This is a genomic window from Streptomyces sp. HNM0645 (assembly GCF_030056615.1).
GTDB lineage: Bacteria > Actinomycetota > Actinomycetes > Streptomycetales > Streptomycetaceae > Streptomyces > Streptomyces marianii.
Map to the genome: position 1 here is coordinate 205,609 of NZ_JASHLT010000015.1, position 25,139 is coordinate 230,747.

Annotated in this window: 29 protein-coding genes; 1 reads left to right on the plus strand and 28 read right to left on the minus strand. The window is 70.8% G+C overall.

The window, feature by feature from the left end:
* Positions 1-33 precede the first annotated feature (33 nt).
* Positions 34-1,440 (plus strand): recombinase family protein, encoded by a 1,407-nt coding sequence (locus QMZ92_RS13070; RefSeq protein ID WP_283297531.1) that lies wholly within the window; start codon positions 34-36, stop codon positions 1,438-1,440.
* 403 nt (positions 1,441-1,843) lie between these two features.
* Here the strand turns inward: QMZ92_RS13070 and QMZ92_RS13075 are convergent, their stop codons facing one another.
* The 28 genes from QMZ92_RS13075 to QMZ92_RS13210 form a co-directional block, all read right to left on the minus strand.
* Entirely contained in the window at positions 1,844-2,182 is a 339-nt protein-coding gene (locus tag QMZ92_RS13075; protein WP_283297532.1) for a DUF397 domain-containing protein, read from the minus strand.
* 348 nt (positions 2,183-2,530) lie between these two features.
* A complete protein-coding gene (locus tag QMZ92_RS13080) occupies positions 2,531-2,680 on the minus strand; it encodes a hypothetical protein (RefSeq protein WP_283297533.1) in 150 nt (49 codons plus the stop codon).
* 174 nt (positions 2,681-2,854) lie between these two features.
* Entirely contained in the window at positions 2,855-4,087 is a 1,233-nt protein-coding gene (locus QMZ92_RS13085) for a helix-turn-helix domain-containing protein (RefSeq protein ID WP_283297534.1), read from the minus strand.
* Positions 4,088-4,209: 122 nt separating this feature from the next.
* Entirely contained in the window at positions 4,210-4,464 is a 255-nt protein-coding gene (locus tag QMZ92_RS13090; protein WP_502962043.1) for a hypothetical protein, read from the minus strand.
* Positions 4,461-4,817 carry a hypothetical protein gene (locus tag QMZ92_RS13095; RefSeq protein ID WP_283297535.1) on the minus strand — a complete coding sequence of 119 codons (357 nt, stop codon included), beginning with the start codon at positions 4,815-4,817 and terminating at the stop codon, positions 4,461-4,463. Before QMZ92_RS13095 ends, QMZ92_RS13090 begins: the two co-directional genes overlap by 4 nt.
* A 12-nt stretch (positions 4,818-4,829) precedes the next feature.
* Positions 4,830-5,942: an N-acetylmuramoyl-L-alanine amidase gene (locus tag QMZ92_RS13100; RefSeq protein WP_283297536.1), complete on the minus strand. Its 1,113-nt coding sequence runs from the start codon at positions 5,940-5,942 to the stop codon at positions 4,830-4,832.
* Between the two features lie 71 nt (positions 5,943-6,013).
* Positions 6,014-6,283 carry a hypothetical protein gene (locus QMZ92_RS13105; protein ID WP_283297537.1) on the minus strand — a complete coding sequence of 90 codons (270 nt, stop codon included), beginning with the start codon at positions 6,281-6,283 and terminating at the stop codon, positions 6,014-6,016.
* Positions 6,283-6,732, minus strand: a complete 450-nt coding sequence (locus QMZ92_RS13110; RefSeq protein WP_283297538.1) for a hypothetical protein — start codon at positions 6,730-6,732, stop codon at positions 6,283-6,285. Before QMZ92_RS13110 ends, QMZ92_RS13105 begins: the two co-directional genes overlap by 1 nt.
* A gap of 12 nt (positions 6,733-6,744) precedes the next feature.
* The gene (locus tag QMZ92_RS13115; protein ID WP_283297539.1) at positions 6,745-10,107 is read right to left on the minus strand and encodes a hypothetical protein; all 3,363 of its coding nucleotides are present in this window, start codon (positions 10,105-10,107) and stop codon (positions 6,745-6,747) included.
* A 3-nt stretch (positions 10,108-10,110) separates the two neighbouring features.
* Positions 10,111-12,378, minus strand: a complete 2,268-nt coding sequence (locus tag QMZ92_RS13120; RefSeq protein WP_283297540.1) for a phage tail protein — start codon at positions 12,376-12,378, stop codon at positions 10,111-10,113.
* A 212-nt stretch (positions 12,379-12,590) separates the two neighbouring features.
* Complete coding sequence (locus QMZ92_RS13125) at positions 12,591-13,088, minus strand: DUF7426 family protein (protein WP_283297541.1); 498 nt, start codon at positions 13,086-13,088, stop codon at positions 12,591-12,593.
* Complete coding sequence (locus QMZ92_RS13130; protein WP_283297542.1) at positions 13,088-13,558, minus strand: phage tail tube protein; 471 nt, start codon at positions 13,556-13,558, stop codon at positions 13,088-13,090. The genes QMZ92_RS13125 and QMZ92_RS13130 overlap by 1 nt, the downstream gene beginning before the upstream one ends.
* 9 nt (positions 13,559-13,567) lie before the next feature.
* Positions 13,568-14,002 (minus strand): minor capsid protein, encoded by a 435-nt coding sequence (locus tag QMZ92_RS13135; RefSeq protein WP_283297543.1) that lies wholly within the window; start codon positions 14,000-14,002, stop codon positions 13,568-13,570.
* Positions 14,003-14,031: 29 nt separating this feature from the next.
* Positions 14,032-14,382, minus strand: coding sequence for a hypothetical protein (locus QMZ92_RS13140; RefSeq protein WP_283297544.1), 351 nt, complete (start codon positions 14,380-14,382; stop codon positions 14,032-14,034).
* On the minus strand, positions 14,379-14,693 hold the full coding sequence (locus QMZ92_RS13145; protein WP_283297545.1) for a hypothetical protein: 315 nt from the start codon (positions 14,691-14,693) through the stop codon (positions 14,379-14,381). The genes QMZ92_RS13140 and QMZ92_RS13145 overlap by 4 nt, the downstream gene beginning before the upstream one ends.
* Positions 14,690-15,094: a hypothetical protein gene (locus QMZ92_RS13150; RefSeq protein WP_138052903.1), complete on the minus strand. Its 405-nt coding sequence runs from the start codon at positions 15,092-15,094 to the stop codon at positions 14,690-14,692. The genes QMZ92_RS13145 and QMZ92_RS13150 overlap by 4 nt, the downstream gene beginning before the upstream one ends.
* 14 nt (positions 15,095-15,108) lie before the next feature.
* Positions 15,109-15,618, minus strand: a complete 510-nt coding sequence (locus tag QMZ92_RS13155) for a hypothetical protein (RefSeq protein WP_283297546.1) — start codon at positions 15,616-15,618, stop codon at positions 15,109-15,111.
* Between the two features lie 10 nt (positions 15,619-15,628).
* Complete coding sequence (locus QMZ92_RS13160) at positions 15,629-16,216, minus strand: hypothetical protein (RefSeq protein WP_283297547.1); 588 nt, start codon at positions 16,214-16,216, stop codon at positions 15,629-15,631.
* The gene (locus QMZ92_RS13165) at positions 16,213-16,437 is read right to left on the minus strand and encodes a hypothetical protein (protein WP_283297548.1); all 225 of its coding nucleotides are present in this window, start codon (positions 16,435-16,437) and stop codon (positions 16,213-16,215) included. The genes QMZ92_RS13160 and QMZ92_RS13165 overlap by 4 nt, the downstream gene beginning before the upstream one ends.
* 2 nt (positions 16,438-16,439) lie before the next feature.
* Positions 16,440-17,504 (minus strand): major capsid protein, encoded by a 1,065-nt coding sequence (locus QMZ92_RS13170; RefSeq protein ID WP_283297549.1) that lies wholly within the window; start codon positions 17,502-17,504, stop codon positions 16,440-16,442.
* A gap of 16 nt (positions 17,505-17,520) precedes the next feature.
* Positions 17,521-18,318 (minus strand): hypothetical protein, encoded by a 798-nt coding sequence (locus QMZ92_RS13175; protein ID WP_283297550.1) that lies wholly within the window; start codon positions 18,316-18,318, stop codon positions 17,521-17,523.
* A 65-nt stretch (positions 18,319-18,383) separates the two neighbouring features.
* A complete protein-coding gene (locus QMZ92_RS13180) occupies positions 18,384-19,094 on the minus strand; it encodes a hypothetical protein (RefSeq protein ID WP_283297551.1) in 711 nt (236 codons plus the stop codon).
* A 71-nt stretch (positions 19,095-19,165) separates the two neighbouring features.
* Positions 19,166-19,324 carry an Rmf/CrpP fold protein gene (locus tag QMZ92_RS13185; RefSeq protein WP_283297552.1) on the minus strand — a complete coding sequence of 53 codons (159 nt, stop codon included), beginning with the start codon at positions 19,322-19,324 and terminating at the stop codon, positions 19,166-19,168.
* Positions 19,325-19,337: 13 nt separating this feature from the next.
* Positions 19,338-20,405 carry a hypothetical protein gene (locus tag QMZ92_RS13190; protein ID WP_283297553.1) on the minus strand — a complete coding sequence of 356 codons (1,068 nt, stop codon included), beginning with the start codon at positions 20,403-20,405 and terminating at the stop codon, positions 19,338-19,340.
* Between the two features lie 17 nt (positions 20,406-20,422).
* Entirely contained in the window at positions 20,423-21,562 is a 1,140-nt protein-coding gene (locus tag QMZ92_RS13195) for a phage minor capsid protein (protein ID WP_283297554.1), read from the minus strand.
* Between the two features lie 3 nt (positions 21,563-21,565).
* Positions 21,566-23,128, minus strand: a complete 1,563-nt coding sequence (locus QMZ92_RS13200; RefSeq protein ID WP_283297555.1) for a phage portal protein — start codon at positions 23,126-23,128, stop codon at positions 21,566-21,568.
* Entirely contained in the window at positions 23,115-24,410 is a 1,296-nt protein-coding gene (locus QMZ92_RS13205; protein WP_283297556.1) for a PBSX family phage terminase large subunit, read from the minus strand. Before QMZ92_RS13205 ends, QMZ92_RS13200 begins: the two co-directional genes overlap by 14 nt.
* Positions 24,400-24,957: a helix-turn-helix domain-containing protein gene (locus QMZ92_RS13210; protein ID WP_283297557.1), complete on the minus strand. Its 558-nt coding sequence runs from the start codon at positions 24,955-24,957 to the stop codon at positions 24,400-24,402. Before QMZ92_RS13210 ends, QMZ92_RS13205 begins: the two co-directional genes overlap by 11 nt.
* Between the last annotated feature and the right edge of the window lie 182 nt (positions 24,958-25,139).

A 25,139-nucleotide genomic window follows, 5' to 3' on the forward strand; every position in this document is an offset into this window, starting at 1 on the left:
GCCAAAGACAGTCCTTCCGTGCCAGGATGAACCATGGCACCCACCGACGGCGCCCGAGCGCTCATCTACTGCCGCATCAGCCGCGACCGGGAAGGAGCTGGCCTCGGCATTCAACGCCAGCTCGAAGACTGCACCGCCCTGGCCGAGAGCCTCGGCCTGACCGTCGTCGGCATCCACGAGGACAACGACCTCAGCGCCTACAGCGGCAAGCCCCGCCCCGGGTACCGGCAACTCCTCGACGACCTGCGAGCGGGCCGCGCAGACATCGTCCTGGCCTGGCATACCGACCGCCTTCACCGTTCTCCCGCGGAGCTGGAGCAGTACATCGACGTATGCGAGCCCCGCAGGATCGACACTCGCACGGTCAAGGCAGGCCACCTTGACCTCTCCACGGCCACGGGGCGCATGATCGCTCGCCAGCTCGGCGTCCAGGCCCGCTACGAGGTGGAGCGCATGGTGGAGCGGCAGCGACGAGCCCGGGATCAGATGGCGCAGAAAGGGAAGCACTTCGGCGGGCGTCGCCCGTTCGGCTGGGAAGCCGACGGTGTGACCACGAACGAATTCGAGCGCAGCCTGATTGCCGAGGCCGCTGACGCGGTGCTGGCCGGCGCGTCCCTGCGATCAATCGCCGCGGGCTGGAACGCGAGAGACATCACGACCAGCACCGGAGCAGAGTGGACAGGGCCGGAGCTGGGCAGCATGCTCCGTCGCGCCCGCAACGCAGGCATCCGCGTGCACCGCGGCCAAGAGGTCGGCCCCGGAGCGTGGGAGCCAGCGATCCCTGAGCCCAAGTGGCGAAGCCTGGTAGCGGTCCTCAACGACCCATCTCGCCGGGTCACGCCCGGGAACGAGCGAAAGTACCTCGGTAGCAACCTGTACCTGTGCGGTATGTGCGGTGCCACGGTGCGGGCGTCGACTGCGGGCACCGGACCCGGAAAGAAGCACTGGCCTGCCTACCGGTGCCGCACCGGGAGGCACGTCACACGCAGACGTGACCTGCTGGACGACTGGGTCCAACTGGCCATTCTGGAGCGACTGTCCCGGCCAGACGCCTTGGACCTGTTGGCGGAGCGCGAGGACCCGGTGGATGTGCGGGCCGCTCAGGCCGAGTTGCGGGAGGCAAGGGCCACGCTCGATGAACTCGCGAAAGGGCTGGGCCGGGGCGAGCTGGACATGCGCTCATGGACGGTTGCCTCCGCGGCGGCCAGGGCGCGCCTGGAGTCGGCGGAAAAGACGATGTCTCACGCGGTGAAGGTGAATCCAGTAGTGGGCCTGGTGGGAGCTGAGGATCCGGAAGCGGCCTGGAAAGGGCTTGATCTGTCCCGGCAGCGGGCCGTGATCGCCTACCTGATGACGGTGACCGTGCTCCCTGCTCGGAAGGGGCGGATCCCGGGAGGCGGCTACTGGGATCCGGACGCGGTGCGAATCGACTGGAAGTAGCGGGAACGCAGCGACGCCCCCGCCGAGGCGGGGGCGTCGCGGGCACCTCGCAGTCCGCCTGGGGGAGGTGGTTCCGCGAGGGCCGTACACGGGGTGGGCGAGCGGCCCTCCATCTGCTCTACGTGCCAGGGTCGCTCGTCCGTCGCACCGGGCTGGAAGAGAGGCCCCGGCCAGCCTTCGCGACGGACGGGGGAAGGCTGACCGGGGCGGTCTCACCGGGCCACGAGCGCGCTCTGCGCTGGCCCCTTGCTGGTGGCCGAGCCGCAGTTGCTGCAGGAGACGAGGACTTTGCCGTAGGCGATCAGCGCGTCTGTCTCACGACTACGACAGTCCCGGCACGGCATCCGGGCGTACCGCTGTCGTACCGCGGCGAAGGCACCGGTCACCTGCTGGGCGTCCATCGTCAGGCCGCCACCGCGGCGGCCTGCTGCAGCTCCGCATCGGTGGCCATCAGGTCGTCGAACTCGCCGGCCTTCGCGCCCTCGAGGAACTTCCGGATCTCGGCGCGGGTGAAGTGCAGGACGGGGCTGTCCGGGTCCTTGTCGTCGGAGAGCGCGACCATGCGGGTGCCGTCCGGAACGTGGGGGTGCGGGTGGCCTTGGGCGTCCGGGGCCGCAGCGAGGATGACGCAGTCCTTCAGGATCGGGTCGAGGTCGGTCCGGCTGGCCTTGCGCCAGTCCAGGCCCGGGGCCTGCTCGTTCTCGTAGGTCTTCGTCGTCTTGCCGTTGGTGATGGTTCCCACGGGTGTGCCTTTCTGGTATTCGTGCGGTGGAGGCCCGCCCCCTGCACTCGATCTGTCCAGGAAGGGGACAGGGGGCGGGCGCCTGGTGCCGGTCGCCGCCCATTAGCCGGCGGCGACCGGAGTCACGGGGTGCGGTGGGGCGACGGGTGTCCTGAAATCGTCAAGGTGCAGCCTCCAGCCGGGTCGGGAGCCGGTGCCGCTCGCGGCACGGGGCGCAGGCGTACAACGCCGTTGGCGGCCCGGATTGCCGCTCAAGGGCGTCGACCAGACGTGCGGTGCCGGACGGACCGTTGTGCCAGTAGCACCAGTCGGATGGCGTAGCTGGGGCGACGAGCTCGGTTTCGGGCATCAGATAGCCGCCGTGCGCAGCATGGCCGGGCTGTCGGCGCGAGCCATCTGGAACGTCATGCCGGCGTGCAGCTGCTCGGCTTCCAGGCGCGGCAGCACCAGCTCGATAGTGCCGACCGGGCGGTCAAGGGCGAACAGTTGCAGGGGCACGCGGACTTCTCCCGTGTCCCGGTCGCAGGTAACCGGGATGCCCGGACAGAGCGAGGCGTGCGAGGGCGTTTGCATCGAGTCCCCCTCGGATGACGGTCAATGACGGACCGTCACCGTACGAGCACTACTGCCCGGTAACGGGGACAGAGTGTCCCCGTATCCCAGTCCGTCCCCCTAGCTCACGTCCCGCAGGCCGATCCGCTCCGCGAGCTGAGCAGCCTGCGGACGCAGAGCCCGCGGGGCGTCCCGCCAGAGCTCCGCCACCGCGCCCCGGGCCGACGGGGTGTACTCCACAGTCTCCGCGCCGATCTGGTGCGCCATCTGCATCACGTGCAGCGCCGCCGTGCGGTCGCCGCGCTGCAGGTGCCCGCGGGCAACCTCCACCCACAGCCGGGCCCGGCGCTCCACCGAGGGCATCGCGTCCGGGTCGATGTCGTCCGCGAGGTCCAGGGCCTTGCGGGAGGTGCGGAGGTCCGTAGCCACGGACACAGCGTGGAAGTCCACGTTCGCCCTGCCGAACACAGTGGACGGATGGACGTACGACGCGGGCAGGCTCTTCGCCACCTGGTCGCCCGCATCCCACGAGCGCCACGCCTCGCCTGAGCGGCCGTCCCGCGCGTACGTCACCGCGGCGTGCAGTTGCAGCGCGCCGTAGATACCGCGCCAGTCCTCAGGCGCCCCGGTCAGATGGGGGCGGATGAGTTCGGCGGCCTCGTTCACCACGCGCAGAGCCTCTTCGGGGTACGAGGTTTCGCGCAGGATGTTGCCCATGTTCCACGCCGCGGCTGCTATGGCGGCCGGCTGGTCGGCGTCCTGCGCCGCGGCGAGCGCCCGGTCCGCCACGACCCACGCGAGCTCGGCCGGCGCGACATATGCGGTGGCTTGCCCGGTCAGCCGGTAGACGTCGGAAGCGGCGACCAGCGCCGCGCGGCGTTCGGCGCCATCGAGAGTCCGGGTCGCGGTCTCGGCGCTGCGGATCAGGTCGGGCAGCAGGCGCATGACCTCGCTGCGGTTGTGGCCGGAGGTGTGCCACAGGCGCCAGGTCTGGTCAATGCGGCCCTGCAGTTCGGCGACGTCGACCGGGGCGGCGGGAGCGACTGGAGCAAGGCGCCTGTTCATGACCGCATCCCAGACGGCGGACATGGCAGGATGCTGCAGGCGGCCGACGGGCACGGGCGGCCGGTCGTCCCTGCGGCCCGTGATCAATGTGGCGTCGGACAGCTGCAGTGCGGCGGCGAGCTTCATGACGAGCGAGTGCTGCCGGAGCTCGCGCTCCCCGCTCTCGATTTTCTTCAGCCAGTCGGGGCCACGGCCGCACATGTTCGCGAGCATCTCGCGCGACATGCCGCGCGACTCGCGCAGCAGCCGGACGCGCTCACCGGTCGTCAGGTCCTCGGGGATATCCACAGTGTGCCCCTTCTCTGTGCCGTTTCGGTCAGCGTACGGGCGCGGCCGAGAGCGCGGTATGGGGACAGGATGCAGAAAGGGCCCCCTCCCGCGCACGTGGCGCGAGAGGGGGCACGGCCGATTCAGCGGGCAGCGAGCTGGTACAGGGTGGCTCCGAGCGCGCTGAAGGACACCAGCGCGGCCAGGGACGGTAGCGGCCAACGGGCCTTTTCCAGGCTGTCCAGGCGCGCCTCGTGGTCGGCGAGTTTCTGATCCGTCTGGTCGCCGCGCTGTACGAGGAGGGCAAGCTGTCCGCGCTGCTCGGCAAACCCCACCTCCATCGTCCGGCGCAGTTCGGCCAGCTCCAACGCGATCTGCGTCGTCTCCGGCGGCGTCACCGGCTACCACCAAGGCGGATGTTTCGCCGAATGATCTCGTGCAGATCCTGGCCAAAAGCCTCCGCGTCGAGGTGCACCTGCACAGTGCCGGCAGGGGAAGGCTGCTTGTACTGCGGCGGCCGGGCCCAGCCGAGCAGCACACCAGCCACGAGCCGCAGTGGCTCCCACTGGAGGCGCTCGGCGGCCTGCTCGGCGAGCCGGAGCAGCAGGTAATAGACGGCGGTCACGGCGGCTGTGACGCCCCCGGCGACCGCCGTGGAATCCACCTCGATGCCGATCGCGCCGGTAATGGTGACGACCCAGCCGACGACAAGCGGCACCAACGTGCGGAGGATGGATGCGAGCAGATTCATGAGTGACTCCGATCAGGCGGTGACAGTGAAGCCGCGTCGGGCGGCCAGCTTCTTCAGGGACGTGGCTCCGGGGATGCCGTCGGCGTCCTTGCCGGAGTAGCCGCAGCGGCGCTGCCACGAGGCGTACGCGGTGCGGGTGGCGGTGCCGAAGTGCCCGTCAGCGAGGCTCGGGGCGAGGAGCCCCTCACGCACGAGGGCCTGCTCCACGGTCTTCACGCCGTAGTAGCTGACAGGGGTGCCGCGCTTCGGCGGGTCGGCCTTCGCGGCGGCGACGAGCCGGGACAGGTCCACCACCGGCCGGGCCGGGGGCTTCGGCGCGGCGGGCGGCCTCGCGGCCCCCGTCTTGCTGGGGATCTTCAGCTTCTGCCCCGGACGGATCGTGTACGGGGCCTTGATGCTGTTGGCCTTGGCGATGTCCGCCCACGGCACCCCGAGTTCCCGGCCGATCGCGGAGAGGGTGTCGCCCTTCTCCACCGTGTACGAGCCACCCTGCACCGGGGGTGTCTTCGGCGGCTGCTCGGGCTCCGGGTCTACGGCGAGCCGGTCAGCGATCCGGTCCTGCATCGCATCCCAGTCGACACCCCGCGGGTCCACCTTCCCCGGCTGCCAGTCCAGGTGCCGGATCACGGACCGGGGGCCCCACCGGTGCCAGCGGCAAATCGCGGCTGACGCTCGCTCGATCGCCTCCAGCTGGACGTCCGGCCAGGGGTCCTTGCCGTCGCCGAGGTTCTCGCACTCGAATCCGTAGAAGTGCCGGTTCCCGTCGGTGTTCGCCTCGTTGTCGGACGGCAGCGCCGGGGTCTCGGCAATCACGGCGCGCAGGACGTCGTCATCGCCGGAACCGGCGTGGTTCGCCCGGCCGTACCCGACCAGGTAGACCGTGCCGTCCTTCGCGATGACGCCGTGGCACAGCGGACCGGGCAGACCGCTGTAGCCGGTCCGGCAGATGTCCACGGTCCGCTGCGTGCCGGACGTCACGGTGTGGTGGATCATCACCCCGTGCACGGGCCCCCACGGTCCCTTGTGGTTGCGGTTGTGGGTGCGCCAGGTGCCGACCTCCACCACGGTCAGGCCCTCGGTGCGCAGGATGTCCGCCAGCGTCTGTGCTGGCATCGGGTTGGCCATCGTGGGGCCTCCAGACATGAGAAAGGCCCCGGCCGTGGCGGCGCGGGGCGAGAGGGGAGGGCGGGCAGGGGTCAGGGCGCAGGGTCCGGGACCTCAGCCCACCGCTTGGCGTACTCCTCGGGCTCCAGCGCCTCTTTGAAGATCCGCCCGTAGTGCCTCAGCACGTGAGAGCCGCGGGGGATCTCCCGGCGTACCGGGTCCGGCCAGCCCGACGTGTCGATGACGAGCGTCTCGCCGTCGTCACTCACAAGCGCCGCGTCCTCCAGCCACTCCGAGGCCAGCGCCTGGCCGTTCGTACCGTCGTACACCGTCGACTCCACGCGCGGCATGACCAGCGCCATCAGACAACCTCCGAGATCGTGACCTGTAGTTTCGTGTCGGTCTGCTGCCACACCCCGCCGCCCGCCAGCGCCGACGTGAGTGCCCCCTGCAACTTCAGCGTGTGGCTGCCCGCAGCCGCGAGAGTGCCCTTCCAGCGGCCGGAGATCGTGGCCCGGTCCGCGACGACCATCCCCTTGATGGCCAAGCCGGTATCGGCGACTCCGTCCACCACCAGCCGGCCCACCATCAGAATCGTCGGTGACGTCCCGACCACGTTCGCGTCGAGCGTCGCCTCCGCGACGTAGGTGGCGTTCGCGGCCTTCGTCGTCAGCGTCACGGTGGCCCCGGGGATGTCTGCATAGGTGGTGGTCGTCGACGTCAGCGCGCCACTGGCTGCCCCCTCGTATGGCGTGGGCTGGACACGGTCCATCTGCCCTGCGGTCACGGTCTGCCCTGCGTAGAACGGCACGGCGTCCCCCTCTCAGAGTGCGAGGCGCATCGGCTGAGCCAGGGACACAGGGGTTCCGCTGGCATGAGATTTGAAGACCCCGGTGACGGAGCGGGTCACCGTCCACCTGGTGGGGTTGAGCAGTACGAAATTGTCGTAACGGACCAGGGGACTGCTGTTGGTGTTGCCGCTGATCAGGATCGACCGCAGGCCGATCAGCGCCGACGTGGAGATGTCCGTATCCGTCGCCGTGGCCTGCCAGGACGCAGGCTCCGGCGCCGACGGGGACCATGCCTTCGCTTGGAGAAGCGACCCGAACACCCGGAAACGCAGCCGCACATCGGTGTTCGCGGCGTGTGTCAGCGGGACCGTGACCGCGGTCAACTGGGTCTCCGTCCCGCCCACGCGCTTCCGCAGACTGAGCGTGATCGTCTGGTCCGTGTTGAACGCCAACCGGGCCGCATACAGATTGTCCGAATCGAGGTAGCGGGTCACGATGCTGCCCGTGATCCCCGCCCCGGTCGCCAGAGCCGACGTCTGCATATCGACCTGTGCGTCCGTGTCGGTGACCGTCTGCGTGAGGAACGATCTGCGGCTGACGTTGACGCTGCCGAGGGTGTGCGTGCCCCTCCCGGAGACGACGTCATAGTCCCCGGGCACCGTGCCCCCGCCAAGCCCCCACGTACCGCCCACGTCCGCGGTGCCCCACGAGTCGGTCTGGGCCGCGCTGAAGTCGTCTTCCGCCGCGCCGGTGATCGCGGTGACCGTGACCAGTTCACCTCCGGCCACGACGGCGAACGGCGTTTCGGCCGGGTCTCGGGTCCACGTCGGCCCATCTGTCGCCAGCACCGTCCACACCGTGTCTGACGAGCTGACGGCGGCCGTCAGCTCCGATCCGTCCGTGTCCAGTCGCCCCAACACCGGGTCTTCAAGGACCGCGACGTTCCACGGTCCGGCCGGGGTGCACAGGAACGTGATGGTCCACGTCCGCAGCCCCAGTACCTCCGTCGTGCCCTGGACGATGAGTTCGATCGGCCCGGGCGGCAGCCACTCCGGAGGGTTGGTGATCACGAGCTTGTCGCCGATGTCCAACGCCAACACGTCCGGGATCAGATGCGGGGCCTTGTGCAGGCGCACCGTCACCGCCCGGTAGCGGGCCTCGTCCCACGTGCCCACGTGCAGATCCCACCCGGCGATCTGAATGGCCTGTGAGTCCAGCGCCAGCGAACGGGACTGGGCATCGTCGTACACGCCGACACCGGCCGGCGGCGGCTGCACCGACAGCGGCCCGGACTCCAGCACCACCCGCGCCGAGCTCCCGCCCTCACGCGTGCGGGTGACGTCGTTTCGGAGATCCTGGTCGTCCTCCACCGGCTCCAGCGGCGGCGCGACCTCCCCGGCCGCGTAGTCGAGGGTGAGCGCAGCCGGCTGGTTGTAGAGGCTGGTGCGGTCCCGGTAAGCCATGCCGATCCGGTCCCGCCGCTCGTACAGGATCCCGCCGTCGGTCTCCGCGCACTGGTACAGCAGATCCAGCAGCTCCACCGGGCGCTGCGGGCCCATCGCCTCACTCGGGCTCGCCGGGTCGCCGTCGACCCACGTCAGGTCGAGCGCGGACGCCTCCTCGTTGGACAGCCTGTTCAGGCGGTCCAGGGCAAGTTCCCCGTTGAACCCGTCGTCGGCGCCGTCGTAGATCGACACCCCTGGGGTGAGGCCCGAGCCTCCCACGTCGAACACAGCCAGATGCCCGAGCGCCATGCCCTCCGTTGCGGCGCCCCACGTCCCGGCGACGCCGACCGCCGCGCCCCGCGCGCCGGTGATGAGCGTCGCCGCGGTCCAGCTCCCGCCCCCGGCGCTGGTGTCCAGCCACCGCGCGCATACGTTGGTTTGTCCGCCCCCGGCGTCGCTGACGTACAGCTGCAGCCGGTTCCACACCCCGGCGAAATCAGCGATCGCGCCCGGGTTGGTGTGCAGGAAGAACGCGAGAACATCTCCGCCCGAGCGGGCTTCGATGCGGATGCCCGCAGTGGAGGCGTAGACGACGGCCGTGCTCATCGTGGACCCGGCCACGTCCACCCGCAGGATCTCGGTCTGGGAGGCGGGCATCGTCGGCAGGAAGTACACCATTTCGGCGTGCCAGCCGGCCGCGCTGCTCCTCGGCACCGCGCCCCGCATGGAGGCGGAGTTGCGGAGCTTCGGGAGCGCTGCGGAGCCGCCGAGGGAGTCGTCCCCCTCGAAGTCGAACCCGGTCAGGACCAGCGCGGGCACGTCGGGGACGGCGCTGTACGCCTGCGTGGCGTCGCGGCCCTCTTCCATCGGCCAGTACGCGAGCGGTTCGCCCGCCGGTACCCGGCGGCGCAGCGTGGAGGCGAGGGGCTTCTGCCCCTGCCCCAACCGGCGCTGGATCCCGGACGCCTCCACGGGCGTCCACACGTCCCGCCCGGAGGGGCCCCACTTCGGTTCCCACGTGGGGACCTCGCCCACCAGCCGGTACTCCCGGTCGGACACCTCCGCCGCACCTGCCAGGGTCCACGTACGGCCCGCGCCGTCGGCGAACGACGTGGTGCCCTCGGCCTTGTTGCGGAAGTCGGGGTTGGCGGCGATCGTGCCGCTGATCCCGTTGCGGACCTCCGCGCGGTGTACGCGGCCCCGCAGCGGCACCCGCGGCGGGGTGGTCGTCGGGTCCTCCGGCGCCAGCGACAGCGGCGCGGTGCTGTTGTGGATCGAGGTGGTCGGCGCGGATCCGACGAGGGCGGCGACGAGCGTCCACGGCCCGTCGAGGCTCTCCGCCCAGTACAGGGACGGCGACCAGCCTCCGGAGCCGTTGTTGACGTCCACGGTGACCCGCAGAGCAGCACGGCGCGGCAGGCCGGGCAGGGCCCAGGTCGCGAACCGCTGGGACGCGGTGGTGCCGTCCGGGGTGTGGAACCACCCCAACTGCCCGTTGAACACGCGCATCATCCACGAGCGGTCACCGTCCGCAGCCCATTTCCCGATCAGCACTTGGGGTGTCGAGGCCCACCAATCGGCGGTGGCCTCCACACGGACGTCAATGTCGCCGGTGATGTCCAACGCCCCGGCGTCCGGGGTGGAGGCGATGTCCGCGACGGCGCCGGTCAGCGCGAGGTAGGACTCCGGGCCCTGCACCGAGACGCGCATCTCGGTGTTGCGGCCGAACCGCCCGTACCACGGCCCGCGCGGGTTCCGCGGCGAGTATTTCCCGTCGGTGTTCTTGAACGACGCCGTCGCCCGCGACGCGTCGCAGCGGGAGTTCCCGTCGCGGCGGCCGCGGCTGATGGTGATCGGGTCGCGGGTGAGAGCGTCAGCGGTGACGTTCTCCATCGTGCCGCCGATCTGGAGCTCCACCCGCGTCCCGAGCGGGCTGTCAGGAATCGCCACCGGTTACCCCCTTCGGCCGGTCACGGCCAGCTGTACGTCCCCGCCGCGCTTGTTCACGGCGTGCGCGAGCTCACCGAGGATGAAGTCCGCACGCGCGCTGCCGTCGCCGCGGATGACGATGACCTGCTGTCGTGCGGCTCGGCCGCCGCCCGTCATGCCCGCGCGGAGCGAGGCCCCGCCCGCCATCGCCCCGACATGGGGCGGGGTGACGAGGTTGGCCATGGTGCGGTCCAGCACGCCGACGTTGTCCTCGGCACCCATCGCGATGCCGGGCGGGATCCAGCGGCCCACTTCCTTCGCCATGAGCTTGGAGGGACTGCTGATCCCGAGCGCGGACGCGATCGGCCCCGGAATCATCGACTTGGCGAACCCGATCAGGGCCGACTTCAGCCAGCCGCCCATGGACTTGATGCCGTTCCACAGACCGCGGATGACGTCGCGGCCCTTGCTCACCAGCAGCGAGCCCAGGTTGCCGAGCGCACCGGTGATCCTCCCTGGCAGAGAGCGAACATAGGAGATCAGGCCCATCGTGCGGCTGACCACGCCCGCTTTGATGCGGTCCCAGTGCTGGATGAAGAACCTGACGATCGGCAGGTTCGTGATGAACCCGAGGATCATCGAACCGACGGACTTGATCTTCGACCAGACCCAGTCCCACGCCTTACCGGTCCACTCCTTGATCTTGTCCCAGTTAGCGATGATCAGCGCCGTCAGGCCGATCACCGTAGCGATGATCCAGCCGATCGGGCCCATCGCGATCAGCCACTGGGCGGCCATCGTCGCCGCCCACACAACCGCCCGCGCGGCCATGAGCGCGAACTGCCCCACCGCGACGACCGCAGCCCGGACAACGGCCGCGACCCACGTACCGATCGACACCAGCGCCGACCCCACCCACGCCGCCGCCGTCGTCGCCGCCGACGCGACCGCAGCCGCGCCGATCCGCACATACGCCATGAGGCCGACGGCCATCATCCGCATCCACCCGGCCACCGCCGTCCACGCCGACGAGGCCATGACCCGGTTCGCCACGGCCACCACCGCCGCGCCCGCCGCGTAGGCCTTCATGCCGATGGCGACGCTCGCGATGACCGTGGCGAGCACGGTAAGCACGGGCGTCGGGGTGTTGTTGATGACCTGCGCGAGGGCCTTCGCGATCATCGCCGTGGTACCGATCAGCGGCGCCAGCGCCACCAGCAGATCCACCGCAGCGGAGCCGAGGAGACCCAGCGTCGACCCGCCCTCGCGCGCGAGTGCCACGAACTCCTCGAACCCCTCCGAGCCCTTCAGCGACCCGGCCCAGTCCGCGAACGCCGCCGACATGGACACCAGCCCGCCGGTGACGGCCGCCGACTGGGGCAGGAACGCCTGCATCAGGGAGCCGAAGCCGCGGGCGAAGTTGCCGATCGTGGTCAGGAAGTTGCGGAGCGCCGGGCCGGCCGCAGCCGCCATGTCCGCGGCCCACTCCTTGAACCCGGCGGACTTCACACCTACGGCGATCTTGTCGAGCATGTCGGAAAACGCCGACGCGGCCGCCCTCACGAACGGGGTGAGCTGCGGCAGCAAGTCCCGCAGGATGCCGATTCCCTTGGTGAGGACCGGCATCGTCGTGGACGACAGCGAGTCGGACCAGGACTTGTAATCCGACTTCAGCCCCGCGAATGCCTTCGCCGTCTGTTGCGTCGCGGGAGGGAGCCCCTCCATCGCCGCCTTCGCCGCGGCGTCGGCCTCCGTCGCCGCCCGCTGCGCCGACTCCACGTCCTGGAGGGCGCGTTTGTACTCGTCGCCGCCCTTCGCCGCGAGCTTCGCGGCGAGTTGCTTCTTCAGCAGCACCTTTTCGTGCGCGTCGTCGGCCTTCTCCGCGGCCTGAGTCGCCTCCGTGACCGATTCGAGTTGCGGCTGCACTGCGGCCTTGAACGCGCCGAACGCGATCCCGGCGGCGACCGCGCCCGCGGCCAGTCCCCCGAGCGCCGTCAGCATCGCCGCCGCAGCCGGCACCCCGGCCCCGAGCGCGGCACCGAACTGGCCCGCGGCCTTCCCCGCGGTGAGGAGCGCGCTGCCCGCCGTCCGGGCCGCCGCAGCGAACCGGGCGCCGATCGTGCGGGCCATGGCGTCCGACTGCGACACGAACCGGCCGTGCATGTCGCGGAGTCGGCCGTCTGCCATGCGCGTGAACCCCGCGAGCCGGAGCTGCGCCTCGTTCAGGCCGCTCCGGAACCCGCGGTCGTCCGCGCGGATGGTGGCGAACAGGTCGCCGATGTTGAGCGCCATGGGCTACCGGCCCCCCTTCCGTGGTTGCTTCGGTTCGGGGGGAGCGAAGTGCCGCGACAGGCGGCACTCGGTGGACAGCAGTCCGAGGATGCGGATCCGCAGCCACCGCCACGACCGCGTCTGGAGCAGTCCCGGCGTAGACAGGTCGATGCCGTACACCTCGTGGAGGTCCGCCTCGATGAGCGCCCACTCATCGAGGAGGAGCCCCCACGTCAGGTCTGTGCGGCCTTTCGGGCGCGGCCGGTAGCCGGCGGGGTACTCGTACCACTCTGCGAGCCCCGTGACCGGGTCGATTTCGCCGCACGGGATGAGGCGCGGCGCTGCTCCCGGTTCGGGGCTGCCTGAGAAGGGACGCCGTCCGAGTTCCAGAACGCTTCGGCGGTGTCCAGGCCCTGCGTGATCCACAGAACGGCGGTCAGCGCCATGTGCCGGAACCGTGGCCACTCCAGGTGCTTCAGGGCGTCGTCGTAGGCGGTGCCGAGCGCGGTCCGGTACAGGTCCATCTCCCGGGCGTCGTCCAGGACTTCGGTGTCCGGTTCGGCGCCCTCGGCGGCCATACGGATCCCGGCCTCCATCACGTTCTGGACGCGGAGCCCGTCCTCGGCGGGAGGCGCGGGGATGTGGAAGACGCGGACCTCGCCGTCCTTGCATCGGACGGGGAGGTCCAGCGAGTCCCCGAGGAACTCGTCCAGAACCTTGAAACCGGCCATCAGGGCGTCACCGGGTTCGTGATCGACGTGAGCGGACCCGTGCCGGTGAGCGTCACCTGCACCTGGTCCAGGTCGGTGTACTCGCCGCCCTGCGGCTCCCACGTCACGAGGACGTCACCCGAGTACGCCTCCGGCAGGCCGTTGCGGTCGTAGAAACGGATCCCGACGCGGGAGTCCTCCCCGTAGGCGAGGAACGCCGCGCGCAGCTTCTCGTGCACCGGGCTGTAGGTGGTGGAGTCCGGCGACGCCTTGCGGTTGAACGTCGCTTCGACCTCCCATTCCTGCGCCGTCTTGACGTTCGTTTTCCACCCGTCGGAGTCGTACGTGGTGTCGTCTTCGTGGTTCGGGTCGGCGGTCCACTGGAACTCGGTGATCGCCGGGCACAGTTGCCAGTCCGGGGATCCGGACGTGCCCATGTTGACGTCCATCCGCCAGCGGCGGGCCAGCGCGGTCTCAGTCGGCGTCGACATGACGTCCTCCTATTCGTTCAGGTACGGCGCCGGCCGCGTCGACCGGGCGTAGTAGTTCGCGGTCAGTTCCTCGCGGCCGGTCGCGTCCTGCCCGAGCAGGGCCTGTGACTGGCGCCAGATCAGCGCCAGACGGAACGCGCCGAAGGTGAGGGCCTGCCTGTTGTGGAGCTCGCCGAACACGGCGTCGGCGAGGTCGAGCAGGGCCATCGGGTCGGCGGCGCGCATGCGGAACTGGACGCCCGTCACGGCGTCGGTCAGGTCCGTGTCGGTCACCGGGTACGGGTTGAGCCAGATCACCCGGTCCGGGGAGTCCGGCATCGCGCCGAACCCGAGCGCGGTCTCATCGGCCGCGTATACCTCTCCGGGGCCCGGCCGGTACACCCCAAGCCCGGCGTCCGCGAGGAGTCCGGCCAGGCCCTCTAGAAGGGCGCGCGTGTGAGCCACGGTCACCCCCAATCGGGCATTTGGTGGGGTCAGCCGCGGAGCCAGTCCCGTAGCGATACGTGCATGAGCCGGAGCATCACGGCCCGCTCGGAGTTGACGGCGCTCTCCAGGTACTTCGCCTGCCGGCCCGGCAGGTGCTTCCACGTCAGCTCTTCGTGTTGCCGGACGGCGTACACCGTGTCGTACGAGATCGCCCCGCTCAGGCCGTCCACGTTGACCCGGCCGGAGCGTTCGAGGGTGCCCTCATCGAGCGGCACACGCTGGTTCGAAATGGTCAGGCAGTGCTCCAGCGCCCGTTGAAGCCCGCGCGATGCCGCGCGCCGGCCCCGCCCGGTCCACAGCCGCTGCCCCTGCCACGACATGCGCGCGTACTGCGTCACTGGAGCTGCACCTCCAGATGCGACGGGACGGGAAGTTTCCCGCCGTCCTGCGGCACCGACGCGATCACTGTGGTAGTCCGGCCCCCGGGCAGGGTCACCCGTGAGCGGGCCGGTGCCACCGTGTCCAGCGGCGCGTAGAACGTGCTGGAGGACGTGACCTCTTCGCCCGCCGGGTTCCGTACCAGGCGCGTGGACTGCCGCAGCAGTCCGCGGACCTCCACCGGCGCCCCGTACACGGTGCCCGTGGGGCCGGTGCCGAGGAGCGGCTCCACCGTGACCGTGTGCTGCCGCAGGAACCCCGGGAGGGTCACGACAGGATCACCCCCTCCAGCGCGAGGGATTCGAGGATCTCCCTCGCCTCCGGGGTCAGGTCGGTGTCGTCGGCGGTCGCCACCGGCGCGGACTGCCGCGAGAACGACAGCCCCCCGGCGCTGACCGACGTCCACGGGCTGGCCGTCGGGTCGTCACTGTCCCCGGCGGCCGCCGCGTCCCGCTTCGCCCACTCGCCCGCCTGCGCCGACACCGCGTCCCGGAACGCGTCCCGGACGTCCGTGTCGGACGGGAACCCGGCCGAGTCCGTGTCGTAGATCGCGGCGATCATCTCCCGATCCACGAGCCGCGAAGCGCGGGCGAGTAGCCGGGCGATGTTCGCGGGGGCGGGCTGCCCGGTGAACGCCTCGTACTGCTCTGTGGTGGCGTAGACCCTGCCCACCAGGCAGCACCCCCTTACGCGCTCGCGCCGATGAGGACGATGTCGTACGTCACCGACGTGCCGGCACCCGAGTTGGCGACCTTCAGCAGGTCACCGGAGCCGGCGGTCACGGCGTAGCCGGTGGCGTCCGTGGCGTCGGCCATGACGCACAGGGCGGCGCCGGGGCGCAGCGTGATCGTGTGGGTGGCTCCGAGGAGCGTGGCCCACGTGTTCGTGGCCGCGGCGCCGATGACGACGTTGTTCGTGTTCCCGACGGCGGCCTTGATGATCAGGCCCTTGATGCGGGCGAAGGTGATCGCGGCCCCGAAGGCGTCGGTGAGGACGCCCGCGAGGTCGAGATCCTCCGTCGCCGACGCAGCGAGGGTGCGCCGGTCGGAGAACACCTTGTCGGCCTGCCCGGCGCCGGTGCCGGAGGAGAGGTTGACGGCGTGCCGGACCTGGAGCGGCACCGTGCCGGTCGCCAGGTCCAGCGCGCTCGTCAGGTCCGCCGTAGCGGCTACCGACAGAGAGGAGACGAGCCCCACAGCCGCCCCCTCACGTCGCGACGACCAGCGGCACGGTGGCCACGGTCGTCGGGCTCGCGATGGTCGCCGGGGCAGTCGTCGTCAGCGAGCTGCCCGACGTCTGCGCCAGCGGCTTCTCCCCGCTGATGATCCCGGCGGAGGCGGTCGTGGAGACGCCGACCAGGCTGGGCGGGGTGGTGGCCTTCACCATCACCGCTGCCCAGTAGACGCCGTCCTCGGTGATCGTCACCGGGGACGACAGGGCGAGGGTCTTGTTCGTGGTCGCCGCCCACGCTGCGGTGAGCTGGTCCGCGGTCTGCGCCAGTAGCGCCGGAGTCGACGCGGACGAGTAGAGCGCGAACCAGTAGTTCGTGGGCGTGCCCGCGGCGGTCGCCCCGGACCGGAACGTCAGGCTGGTGACGACGTCGCCCTTCCGGAGGTACAGCGCCACGCTGGTCATGACCTGCGTGGTCAGCGCCCCGGTGTCGGCGACCGCATCGAGGCGGCGCATGTTCGAGCGGGTCGCGGTCGAGCCGCCTGCCGACGCCTGCCGGTAGTGGTCCGAGGCGTACGAGAGCTCGTCCCGCACGTTGCCGGTGTATCGGCCGAGCTGCGTCACGACGCGTCTCCCTTCTGTGCGGGCTTGCGGCCCCTGGACGTGGTCTTGGGCTCCTGCTGCTCGTCGGCGTCGGCGGCCTCCACGGTGTAGCCGTGGCGGCGGAAGTAGGACAGCGCCCGCCGGTCGCGGACGCTGTCGGCGGTCGCCTCCCCCTTCTGGAACGACACCCCGGCGATGTCGCCGGTCACGGGCTGCGGAGCGGTCACTCGGATCTCAGCCATGGTCACTGCACCTTGACCTTCCGCAGCACGCCGCACGCCTTGGTGTTCTTCAGCACCATCGCGGACGGGCCCATCTCGATCTCGCCGGACTTGACCGCACCCGCGCGCATGAAATCCGGCATCCACGTCTGGACCAGCGGGATACCCGCCACCGACGCGCCGTGGAGAGCGTCCAGACCGAACGTGACGGCGTAGATGTCCGTCAGGCCCGTGATGGTGCTGCCGCCGCCGCCCTCGTCGGCGTCCTCCGAGTAGATCGGAATGATCGGGTTGGCGCCGGCCTGCCCGTCGCCGATGTCCACGAGGGCCCAGTCTCCGTACCGTTCGATCCGACGGCCAAGGGAATCCTTGTCCGCGGTGAACAGCCCGGCCCACCGCGCCAGGGCGCGGATACGAGTGATGCTCTTGCGGTTACCGAGGATCGCCCGCTCACCCGGGGGCAGCGCGCCCGGAGAGCCCGCGTCACCGCCGCCGGTCTTCGACGGGGTGATCAGGGACAGGAACTCGTCCAACTGGTCCAGCGCGGCCATGGCCAGCGGCTGGGTGATGACGGTCGCCGCCCGCCAGTCGAGGTATCCGGCGGTGGTGCCGTTGTCGAGCGGGTCGTACTCCGTCGCCGTCCCGGTCAGGGACTTGTCGAGCCCGTCGAACCCGTTGCTGTCGACGGCGGTGTCCCCATTGATGAGCTCCTCCTGCCACTTCTGCTGCGTGGCGGTCAGGAGCTGCTGCATCTGGAACGTGATCTCGTTCGACGTACCCGGGCCGAGCCGGGACAGGACACGGTCCACGTTGAACGCGCCACCGTGCGGGTGGAGCTCGACGGTGACCCGCTCGCGCTCCGCCTCGCTGGGGCTGTACTCGGTGTTGTACGCGCGGAACGCCGCGGTGCGCACGGTCTTCAGCCGCGTGTAGCCGTACGTGAGAGTGCCGCCGCCGGTGCCCGGGGTCACGGTGTCATCGAACACGATCCGGTCGAGCAGCCACGAGTAGCGGCGCAGGTTGTCGATCACGGCGTAGTCGACGTCGACCGCCGTGTTGAGCTGGGCCTGAGCCAGAGTCACAGGCATGAGGGCTCCTTGATGGTCAGCCGGCGTTCAGCGCGCCGGCAACGGCTTGTCCGAGGGAGGTGGGGCGACCTGTGGTCCCGGGCCCGCCGGGGAACTCGCCCCCGCCCCGCCGCGGCGCCTGGCCAGCGCGGAGCTGTGGATTGCGGCCGAGGGCCTCGTTGATGGCCGTCTCTACCGCGGTGTTGAACGCCTCGGGCGTCATGTCCGAGGGGTCGATGTTGTCGATCGTGTCGCAGAACGCGCGGGAGTCGAGGAGCGCGTCAGCGTTCGCCCCGAGCCGCGCGGCCGTTTTGTAGACGTGGAGTTCGAGGGCCGCGGACGCGGCCCGCTCCTCCGCGGCGGTCAGCTTCCCGTGTGACTCAGTGAGCTGCTGCGTGAGCTGCTCCGCGGTCGGCGGCTGGTCGCCCTCCAGGCCGAGGGCCTTGCTGATCGTGCCGAGGAGCTCGTTGCGGGCCTCGTTCGCGGCGTTGGCCTTCGCGGTCGTGCGCTCCTTGCCAGCCTCCGCGCGTGCGTCCCGGATGGCCTTGGCGACCGGCTCGGGCAGGCTGTCGACCTTCCCGTCCCACTGGTATCCGGCCCACGGGTCCGTGACGGCTCCGCCCTGTCCGGACTGCGATCCGGACGGTCCGGATCCCTGTCCGCCCTGGCCGGAGCCTCCGTCGCCGGTGCCGTCACCGGCGCCTCCGCTGCCGGATCCGGAGCCTGCGCCGTCCCCTCCGTCGGCGTACAGCCACGGGTCGAAAGGGCCAGTCGAGTAGGGGTGGGCCCATCCGGCGCCGTCCAGGCGCGTGCGGGCGAGGGTGCTGCGGTGCATGGTGCCCTCCTGGGGCATGAGAAAGGCCCGCTCCTGGCGGGCCGTGATGGGTGGCGTGGTGTCGCTTAGCGGCGCTTCGAGGCGAGTAGTTGGCGCGCCTTGTCTACTGCGCGCCGTTGGGTCACCTGCTGCCGGGTCACTGCTTCTGCTTCCTGGGGAAGCTGAGTGTCCATCTGCCGAAACAACTCCGGTCGACTGACCAGTCCCGCCGCGGCGCGGTCGATGTTCTTCTGTTCGGTCGCCGTCGGCGGAGCGACAAGCGCCGCACGTTCGTGTTCCTGGCTGGCGCGGAAGTCGTCAACGATTCGCCGCATGTCGGCCTTGTTCCGCGTCCTTTCGTCCTGCGTGGTCGGGCGGACTAGCTGCCCGACCGGGGCATCAAAGCGGGAACTCGGCTTGCGCCGGCCCATCTCTGCTGCCACCACGCTGGAAACATCGCCCCTTACCACGCCGCGGCTCTTGGCCTGCTCGATCGCGCGGCGTTTGAGTACGTCCTCGCGTGTCTTCGCGTCCGACTCCTGCGGGGTGGATGCGTCGGCACGGTTGAATACCTCCTCGCTCCACATGTCGCGGGCCATGCGGTTGACCTGCGCACGCTCGGCGCGTGTCATCGGGTCGCGCTTCGAGCGGGCGAGTTTGTCGCTCTTGGCTTTTCTGCCGGCCACGGCGAGCTTCCCGAACGCCTTGCCGTGCTTCTTGCGGCCGATCCACGCGGCGAGGGCCTCCGGGTCGCGGGCCCCCTCCTTCGCGAGCTTGGCCACGAACGCCTTACCCATGGGTCTCCCTCCCGTCGGGCATGCGAAAGGGCCCGCACGATGGCGGGCCCACGGGGTGACGCGGTCGGGGTCTACTCGCCCGGGAGCGGCCTGTTCTTCGCGTAGCCGCGCAGCCATACGGAGCGGCGGAGGTCTCCTGCCGGGTAGGGGCAGGCGTTCGGCCGGTCGCCGCGGCGACCGGCCTCGGCTCCCTCGTTGAGCGCCTTCACCACCTGCTCACGCGGTCCCATCCTGGCCCCCTGCTCACAGTCGGTTCTGCTGGTCGCCGCGCGACTTGCGGGCCGTGTCGCCGGCCGCAGTGCGCTGCCCGGTCACCTGCTCCTGATACTCGGCGAGAGTAGTGCGCGGGTTGGCCTGCCACCAGCGCTTCAGCTCCTCCGATGCGCGGGCGTAGGCGACATGTGACGGGCCTGTGAAGAGCGACATGGGGTCGATGCCCTGCCGGTCCGCGTCGCGGGACAGCAGCACGCCGCGGAGCTCGTCCTCGGCGGCCAGGTACTGGGCGTATACGTGCTCGCGGTACATCTCCTGCACCTGCGCGCGCGAGTACGCACCCCGCGCCGACTCCTGCTCCTGCTCCCGGTCAGCGAGCCATCGTTCCGTTGACGACATGCCCTCGCGCGGGTCCGGCCGGTCGTCGGCAAGGTGCGCCCACCCGTCCGGGCTGGATCCCAACAACTCATCGACCGTAGCCCGGTCGGCGAGCTGCCCATCTACGGTGTCCGCGCCGGATGCGGCCGGGACGGGTGCGGGCGGGTGTCGGCGGTCCATCTCCGCGGCGATCCGCTCGGCCTCGTCGGGCCGCGCGTAGGCCAGGGACCATCCGAGGGTGTTCTCGTCCATCCTTGACAGGTCCTCGGCGAGGCTGCCGCCGGGGAAGACCTGCGCGACCTTCTGCCGCCGGTCTGCCTCGTCTGCGATGGCGGCGAGCTCCGGCCCCGTGGCCGTGCCGGCTCGGCGTCCCAACTCGGCATCAGACAGGCCGATCAGGTCGGGCCGGGCGCCGGGCAAGCGGGCGGCGGTGTCGCGGCGGTCCATCTCGCCCGCGACGCGCTGCGCTTGGCCCGGGGTCAGCTCACTCAGGGCGCGGCCCAACTCGGTGTCGGAGAACCCGGTGAGGTCCCGCGACAGGCTGCCACCCGGCCGCACGCGGCCCATGAGCTCCCGCTGCGCATCGGCGTCGTCCCGTCCTGCCTTGGCAAGCCGCTGGAACGCTGCCCGCCCGTGCTTGCGGCGGCCGATCCACGCGGCGAGGGCCTGCGGATCGCGGGCGCCCTGCCGGGCGAGTTTGGCCACGAACGCCCGTCCCATGCCCGTCTCCCCTCCGGTCAGCGTGCGGCGTTGATCTGCTCCCGGGCTGGCTTGCGGCGCAGGTGCTCGTGTGCGTCGATGTGCTCGCGCATGGCGGCCTGCCACTTGCGGACGTACGCCCCGGCGCGACGGCGCGCGGCGTTGTCCATAGCGGCGGCCTGGACGCGTTTCCAGCGGCGGATGTGCCGCTCGATCTCGCGTTGCCGCTGCGTGTCCTCGTACGTCGTCCCCGGGGTGGGGTGGTGCGGCGGCCGCGTTGTCACCCCGGGCAGGTACGCCGCGAGGGAGTGGCGGCAGTTGGGGTGGAACAGGCCCGCCGCGCGGGCCTCCACGAGGCTCCCGGCGACGTGCACGGCGACCGTACGGCGCCGGGCGAGTAGGCCCGTGGGCTGGACCGCATGCTCCGCGCGGATCGTGTGAGGCCCCGCCTGCGCACCGAGGGTGAGGATCTCGCCCTCCCACGGCCGGCACAGCGGGCATTCCAGCGGCGCATCGGAGACGATGACGAGCCCCACACGGATCTCCGCGAGGGCGTCAACGTGGCCCTCGATCGCGGCCCGCGCGGTGACCGAGCGGACGGCCATCTCCGCATAGGCGGCGAGCTCCCACGACCGGCCCGCCCGGTCCACGAACCCGGTGACGCCGCGCTGCGCGAACTGGTCGAGCGCGCGCTGCGACGCCTGTCGGCGGGTGAGGCCGCCGAGCAGCACCGACGATGACGCCCGGGTGACGATGGACCGATACACGTCCAGCACGGCGCGGGTGATGCGCACGTACAGCGGGCGGGTGTCCTCCGCGTACGAGGCGGCGAGTCGGTCTACGGCCGGGGCGTTCGGGAGGACCCGGCGGGCCTGGAGCTCGCGGCCGATGTCCAGGGCCCCCAGTTCGGCTACGGCGGCCTGCCTGCCGCGCCCGTATGCCTCCGCGAGGGCCCGTCCGACGGCGCCGTTGGCGTCCTGCTGGAGCGCGTCGGTGACCTCCTCCACCGCTTGCCGTAGGTCGCCGATGGAGCGGAGCTTGATCTCCGCCCACAACGGGGAGTCGATCCCGTCCAGTAGCGCGGCGCGGAGCTTCTCGAGGATGGCGAGCTCCGCGTCCTCGTAGAGCTTCGCGACCGCGTGCGCGAGGTCTTCCGCCATGGCGGGGGAGACGGGCATCGGTCACGCCCCCTTCGGCTGCTCCCCGCCTGCCTGGCGGCCGAAGGCGGGCGTGCCGGGCCCCTCGGCACCCGTGTTGGTCGGGTCGTTCACCAGCTGTCCCGTCTCGCGGAGGATCCGCTCCGTCTCCTCGCGGACCGCGGTGTCGTCCAGGTCCGGGTTCCGCATACGGACCTTCGTCTCCGTGGAGATCGCCTGCGCGCGGGCGTACAGCTCGATCGTCTCCGCGACGCTCTTCGGGTCCTCCGACACCGAGTCGCCGAACTGGATCCGCGGGCGCTCCACGGCCACCGACGAGAACCTGAAAGCCGTGTCCATCTGGAGCAGTGCCTCCGCGAACGTCCCCAGCTCCGGCAGCCAGTACCCGGCCTTCTGGTCCCGCAGGATCATGCTCTTCCGCTCCCGGGCGACCACCTCAGTGGCCGTGACCGCGGTGGAATCCCCGAGCCCGAAGGACTGAGCCGAGTAGCCGGCGGCCTGGACGGCCTGCCGGGTGAGCGCGTTCCACGACCGCTCGTGCTCCTCCACGCGGATCGTGAACTGGTTCTCGGTGATACCCACGCCGGACGTCGGCGATGCGTTGACCCCCGTCCACACCTCGCGGTCCTCATCGAAGGAGACGCCCTTGCCGGGCCCTTCAGACTGGAGCATCCCGTCCGGGACGATGATCCGGGACTTCGCGAGACGAATGTCCCGCATCCACGACGTATAGACCTCGTCCAGGGACATGAAGTGGTCCCGGATGCCGTCGGACTGCCAGTCGGAGCGCCCGAGCGCGCTGGCCCGGTACTTCCGGTTGGGGCGGATGTTCGGGATGTAGACGCAGGCGAGGCCCTTCACGCCGGTGGTGATCGTGTCGCCGGGGCCGTTCGGGTCCAGCTCGGCGGCGATCGCCTCCGTCGCTGCGTCCTCGGTGAGCGGGATCTTGCGCCCGAGGTTGTCGAGGGTGCCCTCGTACAGGCCGTGCAGGACGACGCCTGGTTCGTGGCGCTCCAGGTGCCGCAGCACGGTGCCGCCGTTGCGCTGCACCTCACGCCACAGGGTGATCCCCGTCAGCACCCCGAAGGCATACTCCGGGAGGACGCCGTCGGCGTGCACGGCGGTCGGCAGGGGCCGCTTCGCGAGGTCCTTGTTCCACGTCGTGCGCAGGCACACGCCACCGAGCGCGGCCGACACCTCCGCGGCCTCGCGGAGGATGTTGTTCAACCCGCTCTCGTCGGTGATCTGCTGCCACCGGTCCTGCGTCTCGGTGGAGTCGAACGTGAACGTGGGTGGCTCGGAGAACAGCAGCGCCGCGGACGTGGCGGCGATGTCCTCCGCGAGGGGCACATGGAGCCGTCCGTCCCGCGCGCCGACCGGGCGGGGCCGCTCCCAGAACCGCCAGGGCCGGCCGCGGTCGTCACGGATGCCGTTGGACGCGGCGGCGTGGTCGTAGCCCTGGAGGGCGTAGACGGTGCGCAGCTTGGTGCGGTCGCCGGAGTACCAGGCGTCATCGATGCGCATGTCCTGGAGTTCCGCGGCGTACTGGGGCGGCGGCCATGCCGTGTTGTTCTCAGGCAGCGGCACCGGACACCTCCTCGTAGTCGATCAGGGGGCGCCACTCGTGCGCCGTGGAGTGGAGCGCATACCTGAGGGCGTCCGCGGAGTGGTCGTCCACCTTCAACGGCTTGTCCTCGCCGCGCTCCGCCGCTTTCTCGTCCCACGCGTAGCCGGGGAGCTCCCCAAGCAGGCCCTCGCAGGAGCGGTGGATGCGGAGCAGTCCCGAGCCGAGGGCGACCCCGACGGACCGGATGCCGTCGAGCACGTCGTTGATCGCGGGCGCGATGCCGGGGACGCGTTCGGTCCACAGCTGGTTCATGAAGCTCGCGGCCGACGGGTCCACGAAGATCCATTCCGGTCGGACGCCGCGCGCTGCGCCCTGCTCCCCGGGGCGGCGTACGTCCGCGAGCCACCGCCGGACGTTCAGGCTGTACTCCGCGTCGGTCAACTGCCTGTGCGCGGCCACCGAGTCGTGCCGGTACTCGGAGACGGCGTACAGGTGGTCGTCCTCGCCGTGCCCGATGAGCACCGCGCTGAAGGGGTTGACGGTGCCGTAGTCGACTCCGACGGCCGTCCAGCGGCGCATGTAGGGCATGAGGTCCACGACGTTGCGGGCCTCATCGAACATGTCGTACACCGCGCCGGAGGCGAGGCACCACTCACCGAGGATGAACCGCCGGTACCACAGGCCGATGTACTGGGCTTTCAGCCGGCGGACGAACCCCGGGTCCAAGCTGGGATTGTCGTCCAGGGTGAAGTGCCAGTTCGTCAGCCCGACCTCGGCGGCGCGGAGGATGAACTCCTTCCGGAGCCAGTGGAATGGCCCGTCGGGGTTGGTCGTGGCGAGGAGCCGTGACTCGCTGCCCACACGGAGCCGCGAGAGGAGCATCATCCAGAACGGGTGCGGTACGAGGGTGGCCTCGTCCACGTAGGCGAGGGCGATCGTGGAGCCGCGGATCCGGCCCTCCGCGCGGGCGTCGGACGCGCCGATCAGGTGCACGGTCCGGCCGAGGATCACGGCGGTGGTGGAGCCGTTGGTGTGCTGCACGTGCCGCGCGAGGGGCCCGAACAGGTGCGTGCTGGACAGCGGGTCGAGGATGTTCCGCTCGATGGTCTGGAGCGTTCGGCCGACGATCACGACCAGGCCGTGGTCGGGGGCGAGCGTGAGCCGGATCAGGAACGCGATCAGGGACGCGATGGTCTTGCCGGACGACACGGCCCCGGACCAGAGGGCGATCGGCGCGTCCTGCGCCTCAACGATGCTCGCTACCTGCCGGGGCGACAGGGGGAGGGGCACGTCACGGAGCATCACCGTCCCCCTCGTCGTCGGCGGGTGGCGCCTGCTCGGCGGCCTGCTGCTGCCGGTAGACGGCGGCGAGTCCGGTCATGAGCTGGCCGACCAGGGACTGTGCGGCTTCGTTGCCGGCGTCGTCCTGCGGCGGCACGAGCCGGAGAGACTGAGCGGCTGCGGCGGTCGCTGCGGCCATGAGCGCCTTCTTATCCAGGGCGGGCGGCTCGGGCACCTGCCGGTGCTCGTAGGTGTTGTCCTTGCCTCCGAAGTTGAAGACCGTGGCCGGCTCCCACACCTGAGCGGACAGGCGCAACGCGTCGTCGGTGAGGGCGTCGGCGAGGATGGCCCGCTTCTCGGCGAGGTCGGCGACCCGTGCCCGGGTGGCCTCCTCGGTCGCGGTGCGGTCGAATGTCAGACCCATCTCGGCGGCGAGGACGCTGATCGTGCGCGGGGAGCGCACCAGCCGGCGGGCGATCTCGTTCCGGCCGTGTCCTTCGGCGTGGAGCCGGCGAACGTCGGCGCGGGTCTCGTCGGTGACTGGGTTGGTGTGCTGGTTGCCGCCCACGGGTCACCTCCGGGCATGCGAAAGGCCCCGCGTGGGCGGGGCCTGAGTTTGTGTCCGGGCATGCCGGATCTGCCGCCCATGATGGGGCACGATCACGCGGGATGCAACTACAGGCGTAGTGAAGCCCCTGCCGGGTGGAGGCGACAGGGGCAGGGCGGCCTGAAGTGGGAGGGCCACACCCC

Excerpts from the sequence above, each read along its gene's own strand:
- QMZ92_RS13100 (WP_283297536.1), bottom strand. The coding sequence starts at position 5,942 with ATGGCCAACCCGATGCCAGCACAGACGCTGGCGGACATCCTGCGCACC.
- QMZ92_RS13120 (WP_283297540.1), bottom strand. The coding sequence starts at position 12,378 with ATGGCGCTCAACATCGGCGACCTGTTCGCCACCATCCGCGCGGACGAC.
- QMZ92_RS13180 (WP_283297551.1), bottom strand. The coding sequence starts at position 19,094 with ATGGGTAAGGCGTTCGTGGCCAAGCTCGCGAAGGAGGGGGCCCGCGAC.
- QMZ92_RS13095 (WP_283297535.1), bottom strand. The coding sequence starts at position 4,817 with ATGAATCTGCTCGCATCCATCCTCCGCACGTTGGTGCCGCTTGTCGTC.
- QMZ92_RS13125 (WP_283297541.1), bottom strand. The coding sequence starts at position 13,088 with ATGGCCGGTTTCAAGGTTCTGGACGAGTTCCTCGGGGACTCGCTGGAC.
- QMZ92_RS13205 (WP_283297556.1), bottom strand. The coding sequence starts at position 24,410 with ATGCTCCGTGACGTGCCCCTCCCCCTGTCGCCCCGGCAGGTAGCGAGC.
- QMZ92_RS13170 (WP_283297549.1), bottom strand. The coding sequence starts at position 17,504 with ATGCCTGTGACTCTGGCTCAGGCCCAGCTCAACACGGCGGTCGACGTC.
- QMZ92_RS13165 (WP_283297548.1), bottom strand. The coding sequence starts at position 16,437 with ATGGCTGAGATCCGAGTGACCGCTCCGCAGCCCGTGACCGGCGACATC.
- QMZ92_RS13105 (WP_283297537.1), bottom strand. The coding sequence starts at position 6,283 with ATGGCGCTGGTCATGCCGCGCGTGGAGTCGACGGTGTACGACGGTACG.
- QMZ92_RS13130 (WP_283297542.1), bottom strand. The coding sequence starts at position 13,558 with ATGTCGACGCCGACTGAGACCGCGCTGGCCCGCCGCTGGCGGATGGAC.
- QMZ92_RS13185 (WP_283297552.1), bottom strand. The coding sequence starts at position 19,324 with ATGGGACCGCGTGAGCAGGTGGTGAAGGCGCTCAACGAGGGAGCCGAG.
- QMZ92_RS13195 (WP_283297554.1), bottom strand. The coding sequence starts at position 21,562 with ATGCCCGTCTCCCCCGCCATGGCGGAAGACCTCGCGCACGCGGTCGCG.
- QMZ92_RS13070 (WP_283297531.1), top strand. The coding sequence starts at position 34 with ATGGCACCCACCGACGGCGCCCGAGCGCTCATCTACTGCCGCATCAGC.
- QMZ92_RS13190 (WP_283297553.1), bottom strand. The coding sequence starts at position 20,405 with ATGGGACGGGCGTTCGTGGCCAAACTCGCCCGGCAGGGCGCCCGCGAT.
- QMZ92_RS13175 (WP_283297550.1), bottom strand. The coding sequence starts at position 18,318 with ATGCACCGCAGCACCCTCGCCCGCACGCGCCTGGACGGCGCCGGATGG.